Source organism: Methylotetracoccus oryzae (genome assembly GCF_006175985.1).
GTDB classification, from domain to species: domain Bacteria; phylum Pseudomonadota; class Gammaproteobacteria; order Methylococcales; family Methylococcaceae; genus Methylotetracoccus; species Methylotetracoccus oryzae.
This window is the reverse complement of sequence record NZ_SRSH01000007.1, coordinates 157897-173913: the sequence shown is the minus strand read 5'-3', so window position 1 is coordinate 173913 and position 16017 is coordinate 157897. Positions and strand designations below refer to the sequence as shown.

Sequence of the window (16017 nt, the reverse complement as noted above, 5' to 3'; positions counted from 1 at the left end):
TCCCGGTCTTCTCCGTGAGTCGTTCCGAGGTCCGGAATGGCGAGAGGCCAGTGCGCGTTGCCCTCGGGATCGAGTACGACGGCAGTCGCTTCGCGGGCTGGCAATGGCAAAAGGGGCGCAGGACCGTGCAGGAGGTTCTCGAAACCGCTCTGAGTCGCGTCGCGGCCATTTCCGTTCGGGTGCATGCGTCAGGGCGCACCGACGCCGGCGTCCATGCCCTGCAACAAGTCGTCCATTTCGATTGCGCGGTCGAGCGCCCAATGCGGGGCTGGATCATGGGGACCAACAGCGCGCTTCCCGACGATGTCAGGGTGCTGTGGGCCAGGGTGGTTCCGTGTGACTTTCATGCGCGTTACAGTGCGATCGCCCGGTATTACCGCTATGCCATCCTGAATCGCCCGATGCGTTCGGCGCTATTGCACCGCAGGGCCACCTGGTGTTTCTACCCGCTGGACGAGGTACGTATGCAGCGTGGGGCCGAGCATCTGGTCGGGGAACATGATTTTTCGTCTTTTCGGGCTCAGGGCTGTCAGTCGAAAAGCCCCTTCCGTCGGATGCACTTGCTCGACGTTAGCCGTGACGGTGATCAGGTCGTCGTGGATCTGGTCGCCAACGCATTCCTGCATCACATGGTTAGGAACATCGTCGGTGTTCTAATGACAATAGGTGCGGGCAAGGCTGAACCCGAGTGGGCCCGGGAAGTCCTCGACGCCCGGTCCCGGTCGCTTGCGAGTGTCACCGCACCGCCGGATGGGTTATATTTCGCCAGCGTCATGTACCCGGCCACTTTCGCCGTGCCACAAGATTCGATCTTTTCGCGCCTGCCCCCGGGCGTGGACCGCTTCAGACCCCATCATCCCCATGACGGCGTATCCCTGGCAACGAACTCGCGTTAAAATCTGCGGCTTGACTCAGCCCGGCGATGCCGAGCAGGCCGTGGCGCTGGGCGCGGATGCGATCGGACTGGTGTTCTACCCGCCAAGCCCGCGGGCGGTCGATATCGATCGCGCACAGGCCGTGCTGGCGGCGGTCGGGCCATTCGTGACGGTGGTTGGCCTGTTCGTCAACGCGACCGGGCACGAAGTGGACGGCGTTCTGTCCAAAGTGCGCATCGACCTGCTGCAGTTCCATGGGGACGAGTCTCCCGAGTATTGCGCCAGCTTTCGAAAACCGTATGTCCGGGCGTTACAGATGGCGCCGGACATCGATCTCGCAGCGGAGTTTGCCCGGTTTCCCGATGCGCTGGCGCTCTTGCTCGACGCCTACCACGGAGACATTCGGGGCGGTACTGGGCAGGCTTTCGACTGGCAGCGCGCGGTCGCGCCGCCGGGGCGGCAGCTCATTCTGGCGGGCGGACTTAACCCCGACAACGTGGGGCAGGCGCTGGAAGTAGCAAGACCCTATGCCGTCGACGTGTCGAGCGGCGTGGAGAGCGCGAAGGGCATCAAGGATGCTGCCAGGATCGCACGTTTCTTAACAGAGGTTTATGACTTTGATCAAAGACAGCGGTCGCGTTAGCGGACCCTACAATCTCCCGGACGAAAGGGGACACTTCGGCCCTTACGGCGGTATTTTCGTCGCGGAAACGCTGATGGAGCCGCTGACCGAACTGCGTGCCGCGTATGAACGCTACCGCACGGACCCCGATTTCATCGCCGAACTCGATCACGACCTCAAGCACTATGTCGGCCGTCCGTCGCCCGTTTATCACGCCGCGCGATTGAGCCGGGAAATCGGCGGCGCGCAGATCTACCTGAAACGTGAAGACCTGAATCACACCGGTGCGCACAAGGTCAACAATACGGTTGGCCAGGCGTTGTTGGCGCGGCGCATGAACAAACCGCGCATCATCGCCGAAACCGGTGCCGGTCAGCACGGGGTCGCAACGGCAACAGTGGCTGCGCGCCTCGGTCTCAAGTGCATTGTGTACATGGGGGCCGTGGACGTCGAGCGCCAGTCCCTCAATGTTTACCGCATGAAGTTGCTGGGCGCCGAGGTGGTGCCCGTGGAGTCGGGTTCCCGGACTCTGAAGGACGCGCTGAACGAGGCGCTGAGAGACTGGGTCACTCATGTGGACGACACCTTTTACATCATCGGCACCGTGGCCGGGCCGCATCCCTATCCAGCCATGGTTCGTGATTTCCAGTCCGTTATCGGGCGCGAGGCGAAACAGCAGATGCGGGAACTGACTGGGCGACTACCCGACGCGCTGGTGGCCTGCGTCGGCGGCGGGTCGAATGCCATCGGCTTGTTCCATCCCTTCATCGACGACTGCGATGTAGCGATGTATGGGGTGGAAGCGGCCGGCGATGGCATCGAGACCGGCCGGCATTCAGCCCCGCTGAGCGCGGGCCGGCCCGGGGTACTGCACGGCAACCGGACGTATCTGATGGAGGACGAAGATGGTGAAATCATCGAAACCCATTCCATTTCTGCCGGGCTGGACTACCCCGGCGTTGGTCCCGAGCATGCCTGGCTGAAGGACAGTGGCCGGGCGACGTATGTGGGCATCACCGATGCGCAGGCGATGGAAGGCTTCCACACACTGACGCTGACCGAGGGCATCATCCCGGCTCTCGAGTCCAGCCATGCCGTGGCATATGCGATCCAGCTGGCCGCCACGATGAGGCCCGATCAGCAGATCCTCGTGAACCTTTCCGGGCGCGGTGACAAAGACATCAACACGATAGCCACACGAGAGGGTATCCGCCTGTGAGCCGGATCCAGAACACGTTCGCTGCGCTGCGGGAGTCGGGGCGCAAGGCGCTGATTCCATTTTTGACCGCCGGTGACCCGACGGCCGAGTTCACCGTGCCTTGCATGCATGCGATGGTCGCGGCAGGGGCCGACATCATTGAACTGGGCATTCCGTTCTCGGATCCCATGGCCGACGGGCCGGTGATTCAGCGTGCAAGTGAACGCGCACTCGCTCACAAGATGAGCTTGCGCAAGACGCTCGCCCTGGTGGAGGCGTTCCGCCGAACCGACACCGTTACGCCGGTGGTGCTGATGGGTTACCTGAATCCGATCGAGAGTCTGGGCTACCGGAACTTTGTTGAGCGCGCACGGGAAGTTGGTGTCGATGGGGCATTGACGGTTGATCTGCCGCCCGAAGAGTCAGGTGAGCTGCTGCCCTTGATGCTCGAGGCCGGGCTGGATCCCATTTTCCTATTGGCACCGAATAGCGGTCCGGAGCGCGTTCAAGAGATGTCCGATCTCGGTCGCGGCTACCTCTACTACGTCTCGCTGAAGGGCGTAACGGGCGCGTCGAATCTCGACTTGGACGACGTCGAACGACGCATTCGAGCGATCAAGGAAATCAGTTCATTGCCCGTCGGCGTCGGGTTTGGCGTGAAGAATGCCGAGATGGCGGGCACGATTGCGCGTTTCGCAGATGCGGTCGTGGTCGGGAGCGCGTTGGTGAGCCAGATCGAAGCCTTCCAGGACAGTCCGGATCAGGCGCAGGCCCAGATCGTTGACATCCTCAGGGCCATGCGCGAGGCCATGGACGCAAGCGCCGCGAGGGACGCATGAGCTGGTTTCAAAAGTTCGTTCCGGCAAAGATCCGGACCGAGGCATCGACCAAGAGCACCGTTCCCGAAGGCCTGTGGTCGAAATGCCCGCACTGCGGCGCGATTCTGTATCGGGCCGAGTTGGAACGGAACCTCGAGGTTTGTCCGAAATGCGCCCACCATTTGCGTATCAATGGGCGACGTCGTCTGCATTTCTTCCTTGACCCCGGCAATCGTCAGGAGATCGGCGAGCAACTGTCGCCGGTGGATCCCCTGAAATTCAAGGACAGCAAGAAGTACAAGGATCGCCTGGTGCAGTCGCAGAAAGGCACGGGGGAGAAAGATGCGCTGATCGTCGTTCGGGGGTATCTGAAAGGACTTCCCATCGTATCCGCCTCTTTCAATTTTGAATTCATGGGCGGCTCGATGGGTTCGGTCGTGGGTGAACGTTTCGTTCGTGCCGTCAACGAGAGCCTACGCGAGCGTATCCCACTGGTCGTGTTCAGTGCCAGCGGCGGCGCACGCATGCAAGAGTCGCTCATCTCCCTGTTTCAGATGGCCAAGACCAGTGCTGCCCTCGCCCGGCTGTCCGCTGCGGGTGTGCCGTTCATCTCAATCATGACCGATCCGACGATGGGGGGAGTCTCGGCGAGTCTCGCCATGCTGGGTGACATCAACGTAGCAGAGCCGGCCGCCCTGATCGGCTTTGCCGGTCCACGAGTCATCGAGCAGACGGTCCGCGAGAAGTTGCCGGAAGGGTTTCAGCGGAGCGAGTTTCTGTTGGAGCACGGCGCGATCGACCTGATACTCGATCGGCGTGAAATGCGTGACCGTATCCACCGGCTGCTGTTGCTGCTCACGGGCGCCCAGTCCAGAGACAAGGGGCGCGAATCGGAGCTGTCCCGACCGGAGGTTGCCGCACCGACGTCAGCCTTTCGCTCGGCGCTGGATAGTCCCGAAGCCCTCTGAACAATGCGTTTCGGGAGGCTGGCTGACTGGTTGGCCTGGCAGGAGACGCTGCATCCGCGCACCATCGACCTGGGCCTCGACCGCGTCGAGTCCGTGCATCGACGCCTCGCTGCGCCGGGGCCGGCTCCGGCAACTATCACCGTTGCGGGAACGAACGGGAAGGGCTCATCCGTAGCCTATTTGTCCGCCATACTGCGGGCTCAAGGCTACCGAGTCGGAAGTTACACGTCGCCCCACCTGTTGCGTTATAACGAGCGCATATGTATCGACGGCGAAGCGGTTGGGGACGTCACCATCTGCCGCGCGTTCGCGGACATCGATGATGCGCGCGGCGATACCACACTGAGCTTCTTCGAGTTCGGGACCCTTGCGGCTCTCGACATTTTCGCTCGCGAACGCGTCGACGTTCAGGTGCTCGAGGTGGGCCTTGGGGGGCGCCTGGATGCCGTGAACATCATCGACGCCGACGTGGTTCTGGTGACCAGCATCGGTATCGACCATGAGGAATGGCTCGGCGACTCCCGCGAGGCGATCGGCCTGGAAAAGGCCGGCGTGATGCGGCACGGTCGTCCGGCAGTGATTGCCGATCCCGAGCCACCCGAATCGATGCTGGCTCATGCCGACCGTCTCTCTGTCGACTTGCGAGTCATCGGGAGGGACTTTGATTTTCGCGAAGCCTCTGCCGGTTGGTCGTGGCGCAGCCGTACGGTGCGGGTGGACGATCTTCCGCTGCCGCCTCTCGGTGGCACCCATCAACTCCGAAATGCGGCCGGAGCGTTGCAGGCCATCGATCTGATCGCGGGGCTCCTGCCGGTCACCGAGTCGGCTATCCGGGCAGGCCTATCGGAGGCTCGCCTTTGCGGCCGGTTTCAGGTGGTTCCCGGTGACAATCCGATTGTGATGGACGTTGCTCACAACGTTCAGGCCGTCGGTGTACTCGCGGCGCAACTGCGGGAGCACTTTCCCGCGAGGCGCTTACATGCAGTCTTCGCCTTGATGCGCGACAAGGACCAGATCGGCGTGGTGACGCAGATGAAGGACCTGATCACTGCCTGGTATCTCCCGCGCCTGCAAGTGCCGCGCGCCGCGACCCCGGAGCAACTAAGGGATGTGCTTAGAAGTTCTGGCGTGGAGAGGGTAGAATGTGGGTTCAGCCGGGTCAGCGATGCCGTCGCGGCAGCACGTGCCGAAGCGGCTGCCGGAGATCCGATTGTCGTGTTCGGTTCCTTTTTTCTGATTGCCGAGTACCTTGCTCAAGACGGCCGATCGATTGGGTGAATGCCATTGGATGATCAATTGAAACAGCGGCTGATCGGGGCGACGATCATCGTCGCGCTGATCGTGCTGTTCGTTCCCTTGTTGTTCGACGCAGCGCCAGATCCGAGTACGGAAGCCGTTGGCGGAACGGCCGCGCAGTCGCCGCCTCCGCTCACCGAGGTCGTTGAGCCTGTGGCCGGCGTTAGCGAGCCATCCGTCGAGGGTGATGGCTATAAAATCATCCCCCTCACCGATTCGACCGGCGCGGAGCCCGTGACCGCTGCCCCACGGAGGGATGAGCCGTCAACGGCATCGAGTCCAGAGCAACAATCCGAATATTTGGAAGACGAGGGCGCCGGGACCGTTGAAGTCCCAACACCTGACAGCCCGCTGGGACAGGGGGCTCGCAGCGTCGCGCCTCTACCCCCTGCTGTTGAGAAATCCTCGGCAAAGAAGAAGCCGGCGGGCGCTGCGCCCGGCACTGACCTGTCGCATGGTGCCGTAGCGAAGGTGCCGGATGAGGACCGGCCGGTCAAAGCTCAGCCCGCCGCTGGCAAGGCGGCTCCCACGCATCCTAAAGCATCGGCCGAGGTTGCCAAGAAGCCGACCGCGGCCAAGGCGACACCATCTGCCACGCCACCGGCTGCGTCCCATCCGGCGACCAAGCCTGCCGCCACCGGCGGAACGGCGCGGCGGGAGGAGAAGAAAGCGGCGGTAAAGACCAGTGAGCCGGCGAAGGCCGCCGCACCCTCGAAAGCGACGAGCCCGGCGCCGCCTCAGAAGAAGAAGGTCGACGTCGCAGGTAAATCGTCGACGACCGTCGCAGAGGCCGGCACTGGCGAGGGCGCAGCTCCGGGTTCTGTGATTACTCAGTCCGCGAAGGCGCCCGCCCAGGCCAAGTCGATGGTGGCCCGGAAACCGAAGGGCGAGGATGCTCCAACACGCTGGGTCGTCCAGACCTCAAGCTTCACCAGTGAAGCGAGCGCCAGGGCATTGGCAGAGAAGTTGCGCAAGAACAAGTTCGATGCTTTCGTAGAGACCGTTCCGGGAGCCGGGGGCGTCAACTACCGGGTGTCGGTGGGCCCTGAGCCGGACAAGGGACGTGCCGAGCAGGCCCGCAAGCGTCTCGAATCGTCGGTAGGCATGAGCGGAACGGTTAGCGGCCGCAAATGATCAGATCCGCAGGGTTTGCCTTTGCCGCTATCGGTAGCGGCACGATGGGTTTGGCCCGCGACTAGGTCTGGCGCCGGTCATGCATTTCACTTGGGCCGACTATGTGATCCTCGGCATACTCGTCATTTCAGGCTTGCTCGGCCTGATGAGGGGGTTCGTCCGGGAGATCTTTTCGCTGGTCGCCTGGGTGGCGGCCGTTACACTGGCGGTGCATTTCAGTGATCAAGCGGCGGTGTATCTCCAGCACTTGATCGAAGCAGCCCCACTGCGCAAGGCCGCCGCTTTTTGTCTGATCCTGTTTGTAGTGCTGATCCTGGGCGCTCTGATTGGCAGTCTGCTCGCCGGAATCCTCTCCGGAACCGGGCTCTCGGGGACGGACCGTATTGTCGGTCTCATCTTTGGGGTGTTCCGCGGCGGTATCCTGGTGGCTTTGCTGGTTCTGGTCGGGGGTCTGACGCCCGCGCCGCGTGCAATCTGGTGGAAAGAGGCAACACTCATTCCCCCGTTCGAGAAGGCAGCGCTGTGGATACGAGACAGGATGCCGGCCAGTTGGCTGAGCAATTTGAACTATCACTGACGGCTCACTGAATCCGGAGTACGAAGTTATGTGTGGCGTAGTCGGTATGGTTTCCCATGGCGAGGTCAACCAGGAACTCTACGAGGCGCTGACGGTGTTGCAGCACCGGGGTCAGGATGCCGCCGGCATCGTGACCTGCGAGCATGATCGCCTCTACCTGCGCAAGGAAAGCGGCCTGGTCCGGGACGTGTTCCATGCGCGCCACATGCTGACGCTGCGTGGAACGATGGGCATCGGACACGTGCGCTATCCGACCGCAGGCTGCACCAGCTCGGCCGAGGCCCAGCCCTTTTATGTAAATTCTCCCTATGGCATCTCGCTGGCGCACAATGGCAACCTGACAAATGCCGAGGTCTTGAAGCGGGAGCTATTCGTGCAGGATCAGCGGCACATCAACACCGACTCTGATTCGGAAGTGCTGCTTAACGTCTTCGCCCACGAATTACAAGAGCTGGGAAAGCTGCAGATCAATGCCGAGGATATCTTCAAGGCGGTAGCGGGGGTACACCGTCGCTGCCGCGGAGCCTATTCTGTCGTCATGATGGTCACCGGCATCGGTGTCTTCGGTTTTCGTGATCCCTATGGGATCAGGCCGCTGGTATTCGGTGAGCGCGCCATCGGGCACGGTCGCAAGGACTATGCGATCGCGTCGGAGAGCGTCGCGCTGGATGTGCTTGGGTTCAAGCTGATACGCGATGTCGCTCCGGGTGAAGTCGTGCTGATCGATAACGATGGCGTCCTCCACACACGTCAATGCGCCGAGCATGTTTGGCACTCGCCGTGCATCTTCGAGTATGTCTATTTTGCGCGTCCCGACTCGATCATCGACAATATCTCGGTCTACAAGGCGCGTCTGAGGATGGGCGACAAGCTCGCCGACAAGCTGCTGCGGGAACGCCCCGATCATGACATCGACGTGGTCATCCCGATTCCGGATACGAGCCGTACGTCCGCGTTGCAACTGGCCAACCGGATCGGTGTCAAGTACCGCGAAGGTTTCGTCAAGAACCGGTATATCGGTCGGACCTTCATCATGCCCGGACAACAACAGCGCAGCAAATCGGTCCGGCAAAAGCTGAATGCGATCGACCTGGAGTTTCGTGGCAAGAACGTGCTGCTCGTCGACGATTCCATCGTGCGGGGCACGACCTCGATGCAGATCATACAGATGGCGCGCGACGCCGGTGCCCGGAAAGTCTACTTTGCTTCCGCCTCGCCACCGGTGCGTTTTCCTAACGTCTACGGCATCGACATGCCGGCCGCTCACGAGTTGATCGCACACGATCGTACCGACGACGAGGTGCAGGAGGCGCTCGGCGCTGACTGGCTGATCTATCAGGACCTGGACGATCTGATCGATGCGGTGCATCGGGGTAACCCGGAGATTCACCGCTTCGACACATCGTGCTTCAACAACGAGTACGTGACGGGGGACGTGAACCAGGATTATCTGGACCGTCTGGGTGAGGATCGCTCCGATCACGCCAAACGCGCGCGCGAATCGGAAACCTCGATCATCGAGATGTACAACACGGTTTGATCCGTCAATGCAGGGATTCGGGGCAGGGCCAGCATGAGTGATTTCGACTGGAGCGAGTGCGCGCTGACGACGCTGGCGATCCGGGCCGGTCAAAGCCGGACTGCAGAACAGGAACACAGTGATCCGATCTTTGCGACCTCGAGCTACGTTTTCCGCAGTGCCGCCGAAGCCGCGGCGCGTTTCAGCGGTAAGGAACCTGGGAACATCTATTCGCGCTTCACGAACCCGACCGTGCGCGCCTTCGAGCAACGCTTGGCGATGCTGGAGGGGGGAGAGCGATGTATCGCGACAGCCTCCGGTATGGCGGCGATCGCTTCCGTGGCCTTTGCGCTATTGAAGAGCGGGGATCACGTGGTCTGTTCCCGCGGCGTGTTCGGGAACACGACGCTGCTGTTTCGGAATTATCTCGAAAAGTTCGGTGTGGCGACGAGCTTCGTCGACCTGACGGACTATGCTGGCTGGCAGGCGGCGATCCGGAACGAAACCCGGTTCCTGTTCGTCGAGACGCCCTCCAATCCGCTGACGGAAATCGTGGACATCACGCGTCTTGCCGCGCTCGCCCATGACCGCGGAGCGCTGCTGATCGTCGACAACTGCTTCTGTACGCCCGCTTTGCAGCGACCGCTCGATCTGGGGGCCGATATCGTCATTCATTCCGCGACCAAGTACCTTGACGGTCAGGGCCGCTGTATTGGCGGTGCCATCGTCGGTTCGCAGGCGCTACTGGATGGCGAAATCTACCCGTTCTCCCGCACCGGGGGACCGGCCATGAGCCCGTTCAATGCCTGGGTCTTTCTGAAGGGTCTTGAGACGCTGTCCTTGCGCATGTTGGCTCACTCCGAACGTGCGCTGCGCTTGGCGCGCTGGCTCGAGACCCGATCCTGGGTCGATCGGGTCTACTATCCGGGGCTGGAGTCACATCCCCAGCACCGTCTGGCTCAGCAGCAGCAGGTCGCCGGTGGCGGCATTGTGAGTTTCGATGTCAGGGGAGGGCAGGAAGCCGCTTGGCGGGTCATCGACGGGACGCGCCTCGTATCGATTACGGCGAATCTCGGGGATGTCAAGACCACCATCACCCACCCGGCGACGACCACTCATGGCCGGCTGTCGGAGCCTGAGAGAACCGCCGCGGGCATCGGCTCCGGTTTGGTTCGTGTGGCCGTTGGACTTGAGGATACCGCCGACATTCAAAGGGATCTGGCTCGGGGGCTTGAGTCCTGACCACACTCCCGTGCTTTGAGCGTCTTTCACTCAACCAAAAGGAGAGGTGACATGAACGTCACGGTTTTTGGGTCCGGCTATGTCGGTTTGGTGACGGGCGCCTGCCTGGCCGAGGTGGGCAACGACGTCCTGTGCATCGATATCAGCCAGGAAAAGATCGATGGACTGAACCGAGGCGTCGTGCCGATCCATGAGCCGGGTCTGGATGCCGTCATCGCGCGGAACATGGCGCAGAAACGGTTGAGTTTCACGACCGATGTCGACGCGGCCGTCGCTCACGGGTTGTTCCAGTTTATTGCGGTTGGCACGCCTCCCGATGAAGACGGTTCGGCCGACCTGCAGTACGTGCTGGCCGTCGCACGCAGCATCGGTGCGCGGTTGCAGGAGTACCGCGTGGTCGTCAACAAGTCGACCGTGCCCGTCGGAACGGCCGACAAGGTGCGGAACGCGATCGCGGGCGAGTTGGAGAAGCGGGGCGATGCGGTCGAGTTCGATGTGGTATCAAATCCCGAATTCCTGAAGGAAGGTGCCGCGATCGATGACTTCATGAAGCCCGATCGGATCGTTGTCGGGGCCGACAATCCGCGCACTTTCGAGTTGCTACGGGCGCTCTACGCGCCCTTCAACCGCAACCATGACCGTATGGTCGGGATGGATGTGCGTTCCGCGGAGCTGACCAAGTACGCCGCCAATGCGATGCTGGCGACGAAAATCAGTTTCATGAACGAATTGGCGAATCTGGCCGAATGTCTCGGTGCGGACATCGAGAAGGTGAGGGTCGGTATCGGGTCCGATCCGCGCATCGGCTATCACTTCATCTACCCCGGATGCGGTTACGGCGGCTCCTGTTTCCCAAAGGATGTCAAGGCTCTGGAGCGGACGGCCCGGGATGTGCAGTACTCGGCGCAGCTACTGAAAGCGGTCGAAGACGTCAACGACCGCCAAAAGTTGAAGTTGTTCGAAAAGATTCGTGCTCACTATGACGGGGCGCTTGGCGGAAAAACGTTCGCGGTTTGGGGGCTGGCGTTCAAGCCGAACACCGACGACATGCGCGAAGCGCCGAGCCGTGTGCTCATGGAAGCCCTTTGGGAGGCCGGGGCGGCGGTGCGGGCTTTCGATCCCGTCGCGATGGAGGAAGCAGCACGGATCTATGGCCAGCGTCGGGATCTGACACTCTGCGAAACGCTGGAGTCCACGCTGGACGGAGCCGATGCGCTGGTCGTCGTGACCGAGTGGAACGTGTTCCGAAGCCCGGACTTCGAGCGCCTCAAGACGGTTCTCGCGGCGCCCGTCATCTTCGACGGGCGCAATCTGTACGACCCGCAACGGATGAAGGCGCTGGGATTCACCTACTACGGGATCGGGCGCGGGACATCACCCCGCTAGGACCATGTATCTCTACCAATCTGGCGTTGCCCTCGCCTCGGTGGAGGTACACGCCGAATCGCGCGATCGCGGCCAGCGCACCGTATGGAGGTCTCCCGCGAGATCGACATCGGCCGTAAGGGCCACGAGCCAGCCGGGGCGGGCCTTGTAGCGAGAATATCCCTCGCGGATCGCTGCTGTTCAGTTCGCACAGGCCAGTCCCGTTGGTGGCTCAGGGCGTTGCCATCAGGGCGCGGACATGTGCGGTAACGCTCCGGCTGAGTGCTTCGAGCGCATAACCGCCTTCCAGCGCCGAGACGATGCGGCCGTGGGCATGCCGCTCCGCAATCTCTTTAAGCTCATTGGTGATCCATGCGAAGTCTTCCTCGACCAGATCGAGCGCGGCCAGCGGATCGTCGCGGTGGGCATCGAACCCGGCCGAGATCAGGATGAGGTCCGGCCGAAACGTATCGACGGCCGGCAGAATGCGGCTCGCGACCGCGCTTCTGAAGATCTTCGAATCGGTGCCTTCGCGCAGCGGCACGTTGACGATATTGCCGACGCCGATTTCCTCGGCTCCACCCGTTCCCGGATACCAGGGGTACTGATGGGTCGACGCGTACAACACCGTGGGATCCTTCTGAAAGATCTGCTGGGTCCCGTTTCCATGGTGGACGTCGAAATCCACGATGGCAACTTTCGCGAGCCGATATGCCTGCTGGGCATGCCGCGCTGCGATGGCGACATTATTGAAGAGACAGAACCCCATCGGTCGACCTGATTCCGCATGGTGTCCGGGCGGGCGCACGGCGCAGAACGCGTTGCGTGCCTTCCCGGTCGTCACGGCGCCGACGGCGGCGCAAACCGCCCCGGCTGCATGCAGGGCGGCTTCCCCAGAGCGCGGGGATACCACGGTGTCGGCATCCAGATGCACGTGGCCCTGCCGCGGGATCGCTTCCAGCACGCGGCTGATATGGGCTTCGGAGTGAACGCGCAGCAATTGCTCGTGCGCCGCCGCGGGCGCCTCGCACCGAACCAGTTCCGAGAAACACGGATCCCGCAGCGCCTGCTCGATGACTTCCAGGCGCCGAACGCTTTCCGGATGCCCCTGCCCCGTGTCATGGTGAAGGAAGCTGGGATGGCTGTAATACCAGGTAGACATACTGTTTCAGCGTGAAAATCGGACGAGTCCGCCCCTATAATGGCTGACGGTCACCGTCGGGATCCAGCCGGACCGTGCCGTTACTCGTACCATCATTCGCAGGGTAGATCCGATGCTAACAGAATACCGCCAGCAGGTCGCCGAGCGCGCGGCCATGGGGCTTGTGCCGAAGCCGCTCACGGCCGAGCAGACGGCCGCTCTGGTCGAATTGATCGGGAATCCCCCGGCAGGCGAGGCCGAGTTTCTGCTGGATCTGTTGAGCAACCGCGTGCCCGCTGGCGTCGACGACGCGGCATATGTCAAGGCGGGCTTTCTGGCTGCGGTCGCTCGCGGACAGGTGGTATCGCCCATCCTGGATCGGTTGCAGGCGACGGAATGGCTCGGAACCATGCTCGGGGGTTACAACGTGGCGCCCTTGATCGAGTTGCTCGACGATCCGGAACTCGGGGGCGCGGCTGCCAAGGCCTTGTCGCACACGCTGTTGATGTTCGATGCCTTTCACGATGTGCAGGAAAAGGCGGACGGGGGTAACGTCCACGCCCGGGCTGTGATGCAATCCTGGGCCGATGCGGACTGGTTCACTGCGCGCGCGCCGCTCCCCGAGAAGCTGACCGTTACCGTGTTCAAGGTCCCCGGGGAGATCAATACCGACGATCTGTCACCGGCGACCGATGCGTGGTCCCGACCGGACATCCCGCTGCACGCGAAGTCGATGCTGAAGAATCCACGCGAGGGAGTGGTCAACGCAGAGCAACAAATCACCGACCTCAAGGCCAAGGGGCATCCGGTGGCCTTCGTCGGGGATGTGGTCGGCACCGGTTCGTCGCGTAAGTCCGCGACCAATTCCTTGTTGTGGTACACGGGCGACGATATCCCGCACGTACCGAACAAGAGAGCCGGCGGTGTCTGTATCGGCGGCAAGATCGCACCGATCTTTTTCAACACCATGGAAGATTCCGGAGCACTGCCGATCGAGTGCGACGTAACCGACCTCGCGACTGGCGACGTCATCGACATCTACCCGTATCAGGGTCAGATCAAGCGGCATCTGACCGACGAGTTGGTGACCACGTTCAAACTCAAAACCGAGATCCTGCTCGACGAGATCCGGGCCGGAGGGCGTATACCGCTGATCATCGGTCGCGGGCTCACGGACCGCGCTCGCAAGGCCATGGGACTGGTCACCTCGCCGGTCTTCCGGCGGCCTGTTGCCGCCGCTGATTCCGGCAAAGGTTATACCCTGGCCCAGAAAATGATCGGGAAAGCCTGCGGTGTGCCCGGTGTCCGCCCCGGGACCTATTGTGAACCGCACATGACGACGGTGGGCTCGCAGGACACGACGGGTCCGATGACGCGCGATGAACTCAAGGACCTGGCCTGTCTCGGTTTCTCGGCCGACTTGGTGCTGCAGTCGTTCTGTCATACGGCGGCCTACCCGAAGCCGGTCGACGTCCAGACCCACCACACCTTACCTGATTTCATCATGAACCGCGGCGGGGTTGCACTGCGCCCCGGGGATGGGATCATCCATTCCTGGCTGAACCGGATGCTGCTGCCCGATACGGTCGGCACCGGGGGCGACTCGCATACGCGCTTCCCGATCGGCATTTCGTTCCCGGCCGGTTCGGGCCTCGTGGCTTTCGCTGCCGCGACGGGTGTCATGCCGCTGGACATGCCCGAGTCGGTGCTGGTGCGCTTCAAGGGCACGATGCAACCCGGAATCACGCTCCGCGATCTGGTGCATGCGATCCCTTATGCTGCTCTGCAGCGGGGTCTGCTGACGGTGGAGAAGAAGGGCAAGAAGAATGTCTACAACGGGCGGATCCTCGAGATCGAGGGCTTGCCCGACCTGAAGATCGAACAGGCCTTCGAATTGGCCGACGCCTCAGCCGAGCGATCCGCGGCGGCTTGTACGGTGCGCCTCAACCAAGAGCCGATCGCAGAGTACCTGCGCTCCAACGTCGTCCTGCTGCAGTGGATGATCAGTCAGGGTTATGGGGACGCCCGCACCTTGCAGCGGCGCATCAGGTCCATGGAGGAGTGGCTCGCGAATCCGGTATTGCTGGAAGCTGACGCCGATGCGGAGTACGCGGAAATCATCGAGATCGATCTCGATGCGATCCGCGAGCCGCTGCTCTGCTGTCCGAACGATCCCGACGACGTCAAGCCCCTGTCGGAGGTGGCGGGTACTGCGATCGACGAAGTATTCCTGGGTTCCTGCATGACCAATATCGGGCATTTCCGGGCTGCGGGCCGCGTGCTGGAGAAGGCTGGCGGTCAAGTGCCAGGCCGGCTCTGGATAGCGCCGCCGACCCGGATGGATCAGGCCCAGTTGATGGAGGAGGGTTTTTACGGCGCCTATGGCAAGGCGGGGGCTCGCATGGAAATGCCGGGTTGCTCGCTCTGCATGGGTAACCAGGCTCGCGTCGCCGACAACGCCACCGTGGTTTCGACCTCCACCCGAAATTTTCCCAACCGGCTCGGGGCCGGTGCCAATGTGTTCCTGTCATCGGCGGAACTGGCTTCGGTCTGCTCGATCCTCGGGCGCATCCCGACCATGCAGGAGTATATGGGCTTCATGCAACAGATCCAGAAAGATGCGGATGACACCTATCGGTATCTGAATTTCGATCAGATTGCCGAGTATCGGGATAAGGCGGAAAACTCAGCCGCTGCCTGAGGGGCGCGAAGGATCCGGCTCCGAGGCAACGACAGCGCATCGCGCCGATCCCTGAAGGTCGGCGGTTGTGTCACAACCGAGGAGTAACCACGGATGCAGTGGACTTATGTGTTGATAGGCCTCTTTTCAGGGGTCGTGCTGCCGATACAGGCGGCCGTGAACGCGCAGCTCCGCCAGTGCATGACCAGTCCGGTGCTGGCGGCACTGATTTCATTCGTCGTCGGCACGCTGGCCTTGGTTGCCTACACCGGGCTGACCCGCATACCGTGGGCCGATCTGCGGAGCGCGGTCCTGGCGCCGTGGTGGGCTTGGCTCGGTGGTCTCTTCGGGGCGCTCTACGTGGTGACGGCGATCCTGGTGACGCCGCGGTTGGGCGCGGCGACCTTGGTCGCCGTCACGGTGGCCGGCCAACTCGTGGCTGCGCTAGTGATCGATCACTTCGGTTGGCTGGGCTTGCCCCTGCAGCCCTTCAGCGGCCCTCGCGTGCTCGGTGCGCTGCTGCTGATGGCTGGCGTAGTGCTGATGACGCGGAATTGACACTTGATGCGGCAGCGATCCCAG

14 protein-coding genes are annotated in these 16017 nt (G+C 62.3%); 13 read left to right on the top strand and 1 reads right to left on the bottom strand.

Going from position 1 to position 16017, the window contains the following annotated elements; translation table 11 throughout:
- The first annotated feature begins 50 nt into the window (after window positions 1–50).
- From truA to BWR02_RS09095, 11 genes are all read left to right on the top strand, one after another.
- Complete coding sequence (gene truA / locus BWR02_RS09145; protein WP_139557429.1) at window positions 51–896, top strand: tRNA pseudouridine(38-40) synthase TruA; 846 nt, start codon at window positions 51–53, stop codon at window positions 894–896.
- On the top strand, window positions 862–1518 hold the full coding sequence (locus BWR02_RS09140; protein ID WP_139557428.1) for a phosphoribosylanthranilate isomerase: 657 nt from the start codon (window positions 862–864) through the stop codon (window positions 1516–1518). Before truA ends, BWR02_RS09140 begins: the two co-directional genes overlap by 35 nt.
- The gene (gene trpB, locus BWR02_RS09135; protein ID WP_268921405.1) at window positions 1493–2716 is read left to right on the top strand and encodes a tryptophan synthase subunit beta; all 1224 of its coding nucleotides are present in this window, start codon (window positions 1493–1495) and stop codon (window positions 2714–2716) included. The genes BWR02_RS09140 and trpB overlap by 26 nt, the downstream gene beginning before the upstream one ends.
- Window positions 2713–3534 carry a tryptophan synthase subunit alpha gene (gene trpA, locus BWR02_RS09130; RefSeq protein ID WP_139557426.1) on the top strand — a complete coding sequence of 274 codons (822 nt, stop codon included), beginning with the start codon at window positions 2713–2715 and terminating at the stop codon, window positions 3532–3534. The genes trpB and trpA overlap by 4 nt, the downstream gene beginning before the upstream one ends.
- Window positions 3531–4481 (top strand): acetyl-CoA carboxylase, carboxyltransferase subunit beta, encoded by a 951-nt coding sequence (gene accD / locus BWR02_RS09125; protein WP_139557425.1) that lies wholly within the window; start codon window positions 3531–3533, stop codon window positions 4479–4481. The genes trpA and accD overlap by 4 nt, the downstream gene beginning before the upstream one ends.
- A 3-nt stretch (window positions 4482–4484) precedes the next feature.
- Window positions 4485–5759: a bifunctional tetrahydrofolate synthase/dihydrofolate synthase gene (gene folC, locus BWR02_RS09120; RefSeq protein ID WP_139557424.1), complete on the top strand. Its 1275-nt coding sequence runs from the start codon at window positions 4485–4487 to the stop codon at window positions 5757–5759.
- Between the two features lie 6 nt (window positions 5760–5765).
- Window positions 5766–6911, top strand: coding sequence for an SPOR domain-containing protein (locus BWR02_RS09115; RefSeq protein ID WP_162560081.1), 1146 nt, complete (start codon window positions 5766–5768; stop codon window positions 6909–6911).
- Between the two features lie 79 nt (window positions 6912–6990).
- Complete coding sequence (locus tag BWR02_RS09110) at window positions 6991–7488, top strand: CvpA family protein (protein ID WP_139557422.1); 498 nt, start codon at window positions 6991–6993, stop codon at window positions 7486–7488.
- A 28-nt stretch (window positions 7489–7516) separates the two neighbouring features.
- A complete protein-coding gene (purF, locus tag BWR02_RS09105; protein WP_139557421.1) occupies window positions 7517–9028 on the top strand; it encodes an amidophosphoribosyltransferase in 1512 nt (503 codons plus the stop codon).
- Between the two features lie 33 nt (window positions 9029–9061).
- Window positions 9062–10249, top strand: a complete 1188-nt coding sequence (locus BWR02_RS09100) for an O-succinylhomoserine sulfhydrylase (protein WP_139557420.1) — start codon at window positions 9062–9064, stop codon at window positions 10247–10249.
- A 51-nt stretch (window positions 10250–10300) separates the two neighbouring features.
- Window positions 10301–11635, top strand: a complete 1335-nt coding sequence (locus BWR02_RS09095; protein WP_139557419.1) for a UDP-glucose dehydrogenase family protein — start codon at window positions 10301–10303, stop codon at window positions 11633–11635.
- Window positions 11636–11846: 211 nt separating this feature from the next.
- On the opposite strand, the gene BWR02_RS09090 is transcribed toward BWR02_RS09095, so the two are convergent.
- Window positions 11847–12776: a histone deacetylase family protein gene (locus BWR02_RS09090; protein ID WP_139557418.1), complete on the bottom strand. Its 930-nt coding sequence runs from the start codon at window positions 12774–12776 to the stop codon at window positions 11847–11849.
- Between the two features lie 112 nt (window positions 12777–12888).
- On the opposite strand from BWR02_RS09090, the gene acnB reads away from it, so the two are divergent.
- Entirely contained in the window at window positions 12889–15456 is a 2568-nt protein-coding gene (gene acnB / locus BWR02_RS09085; protein ID WP_139557417.1) for a bifunctional aconitate hydratase 2/2-methylisocitrate dehydratase, read from the top strand.
- Between the two features lie 93 nt (window positions 15457–15549).
- Window positions 15550–15993 carry a DMT family transporter gene (locus BWR02_RS09080; RefSeq protein ID WP_139557416.1) on the top strand — a complete coding sequence of 148 codons (444 nt, stop codon included), beginning with the start codon at window positions 15550–15552 and terminating at the stop codon, window positions 15991–15993.
- Window positions 15994–16017 lie beyond the last annotated feature (24 nt).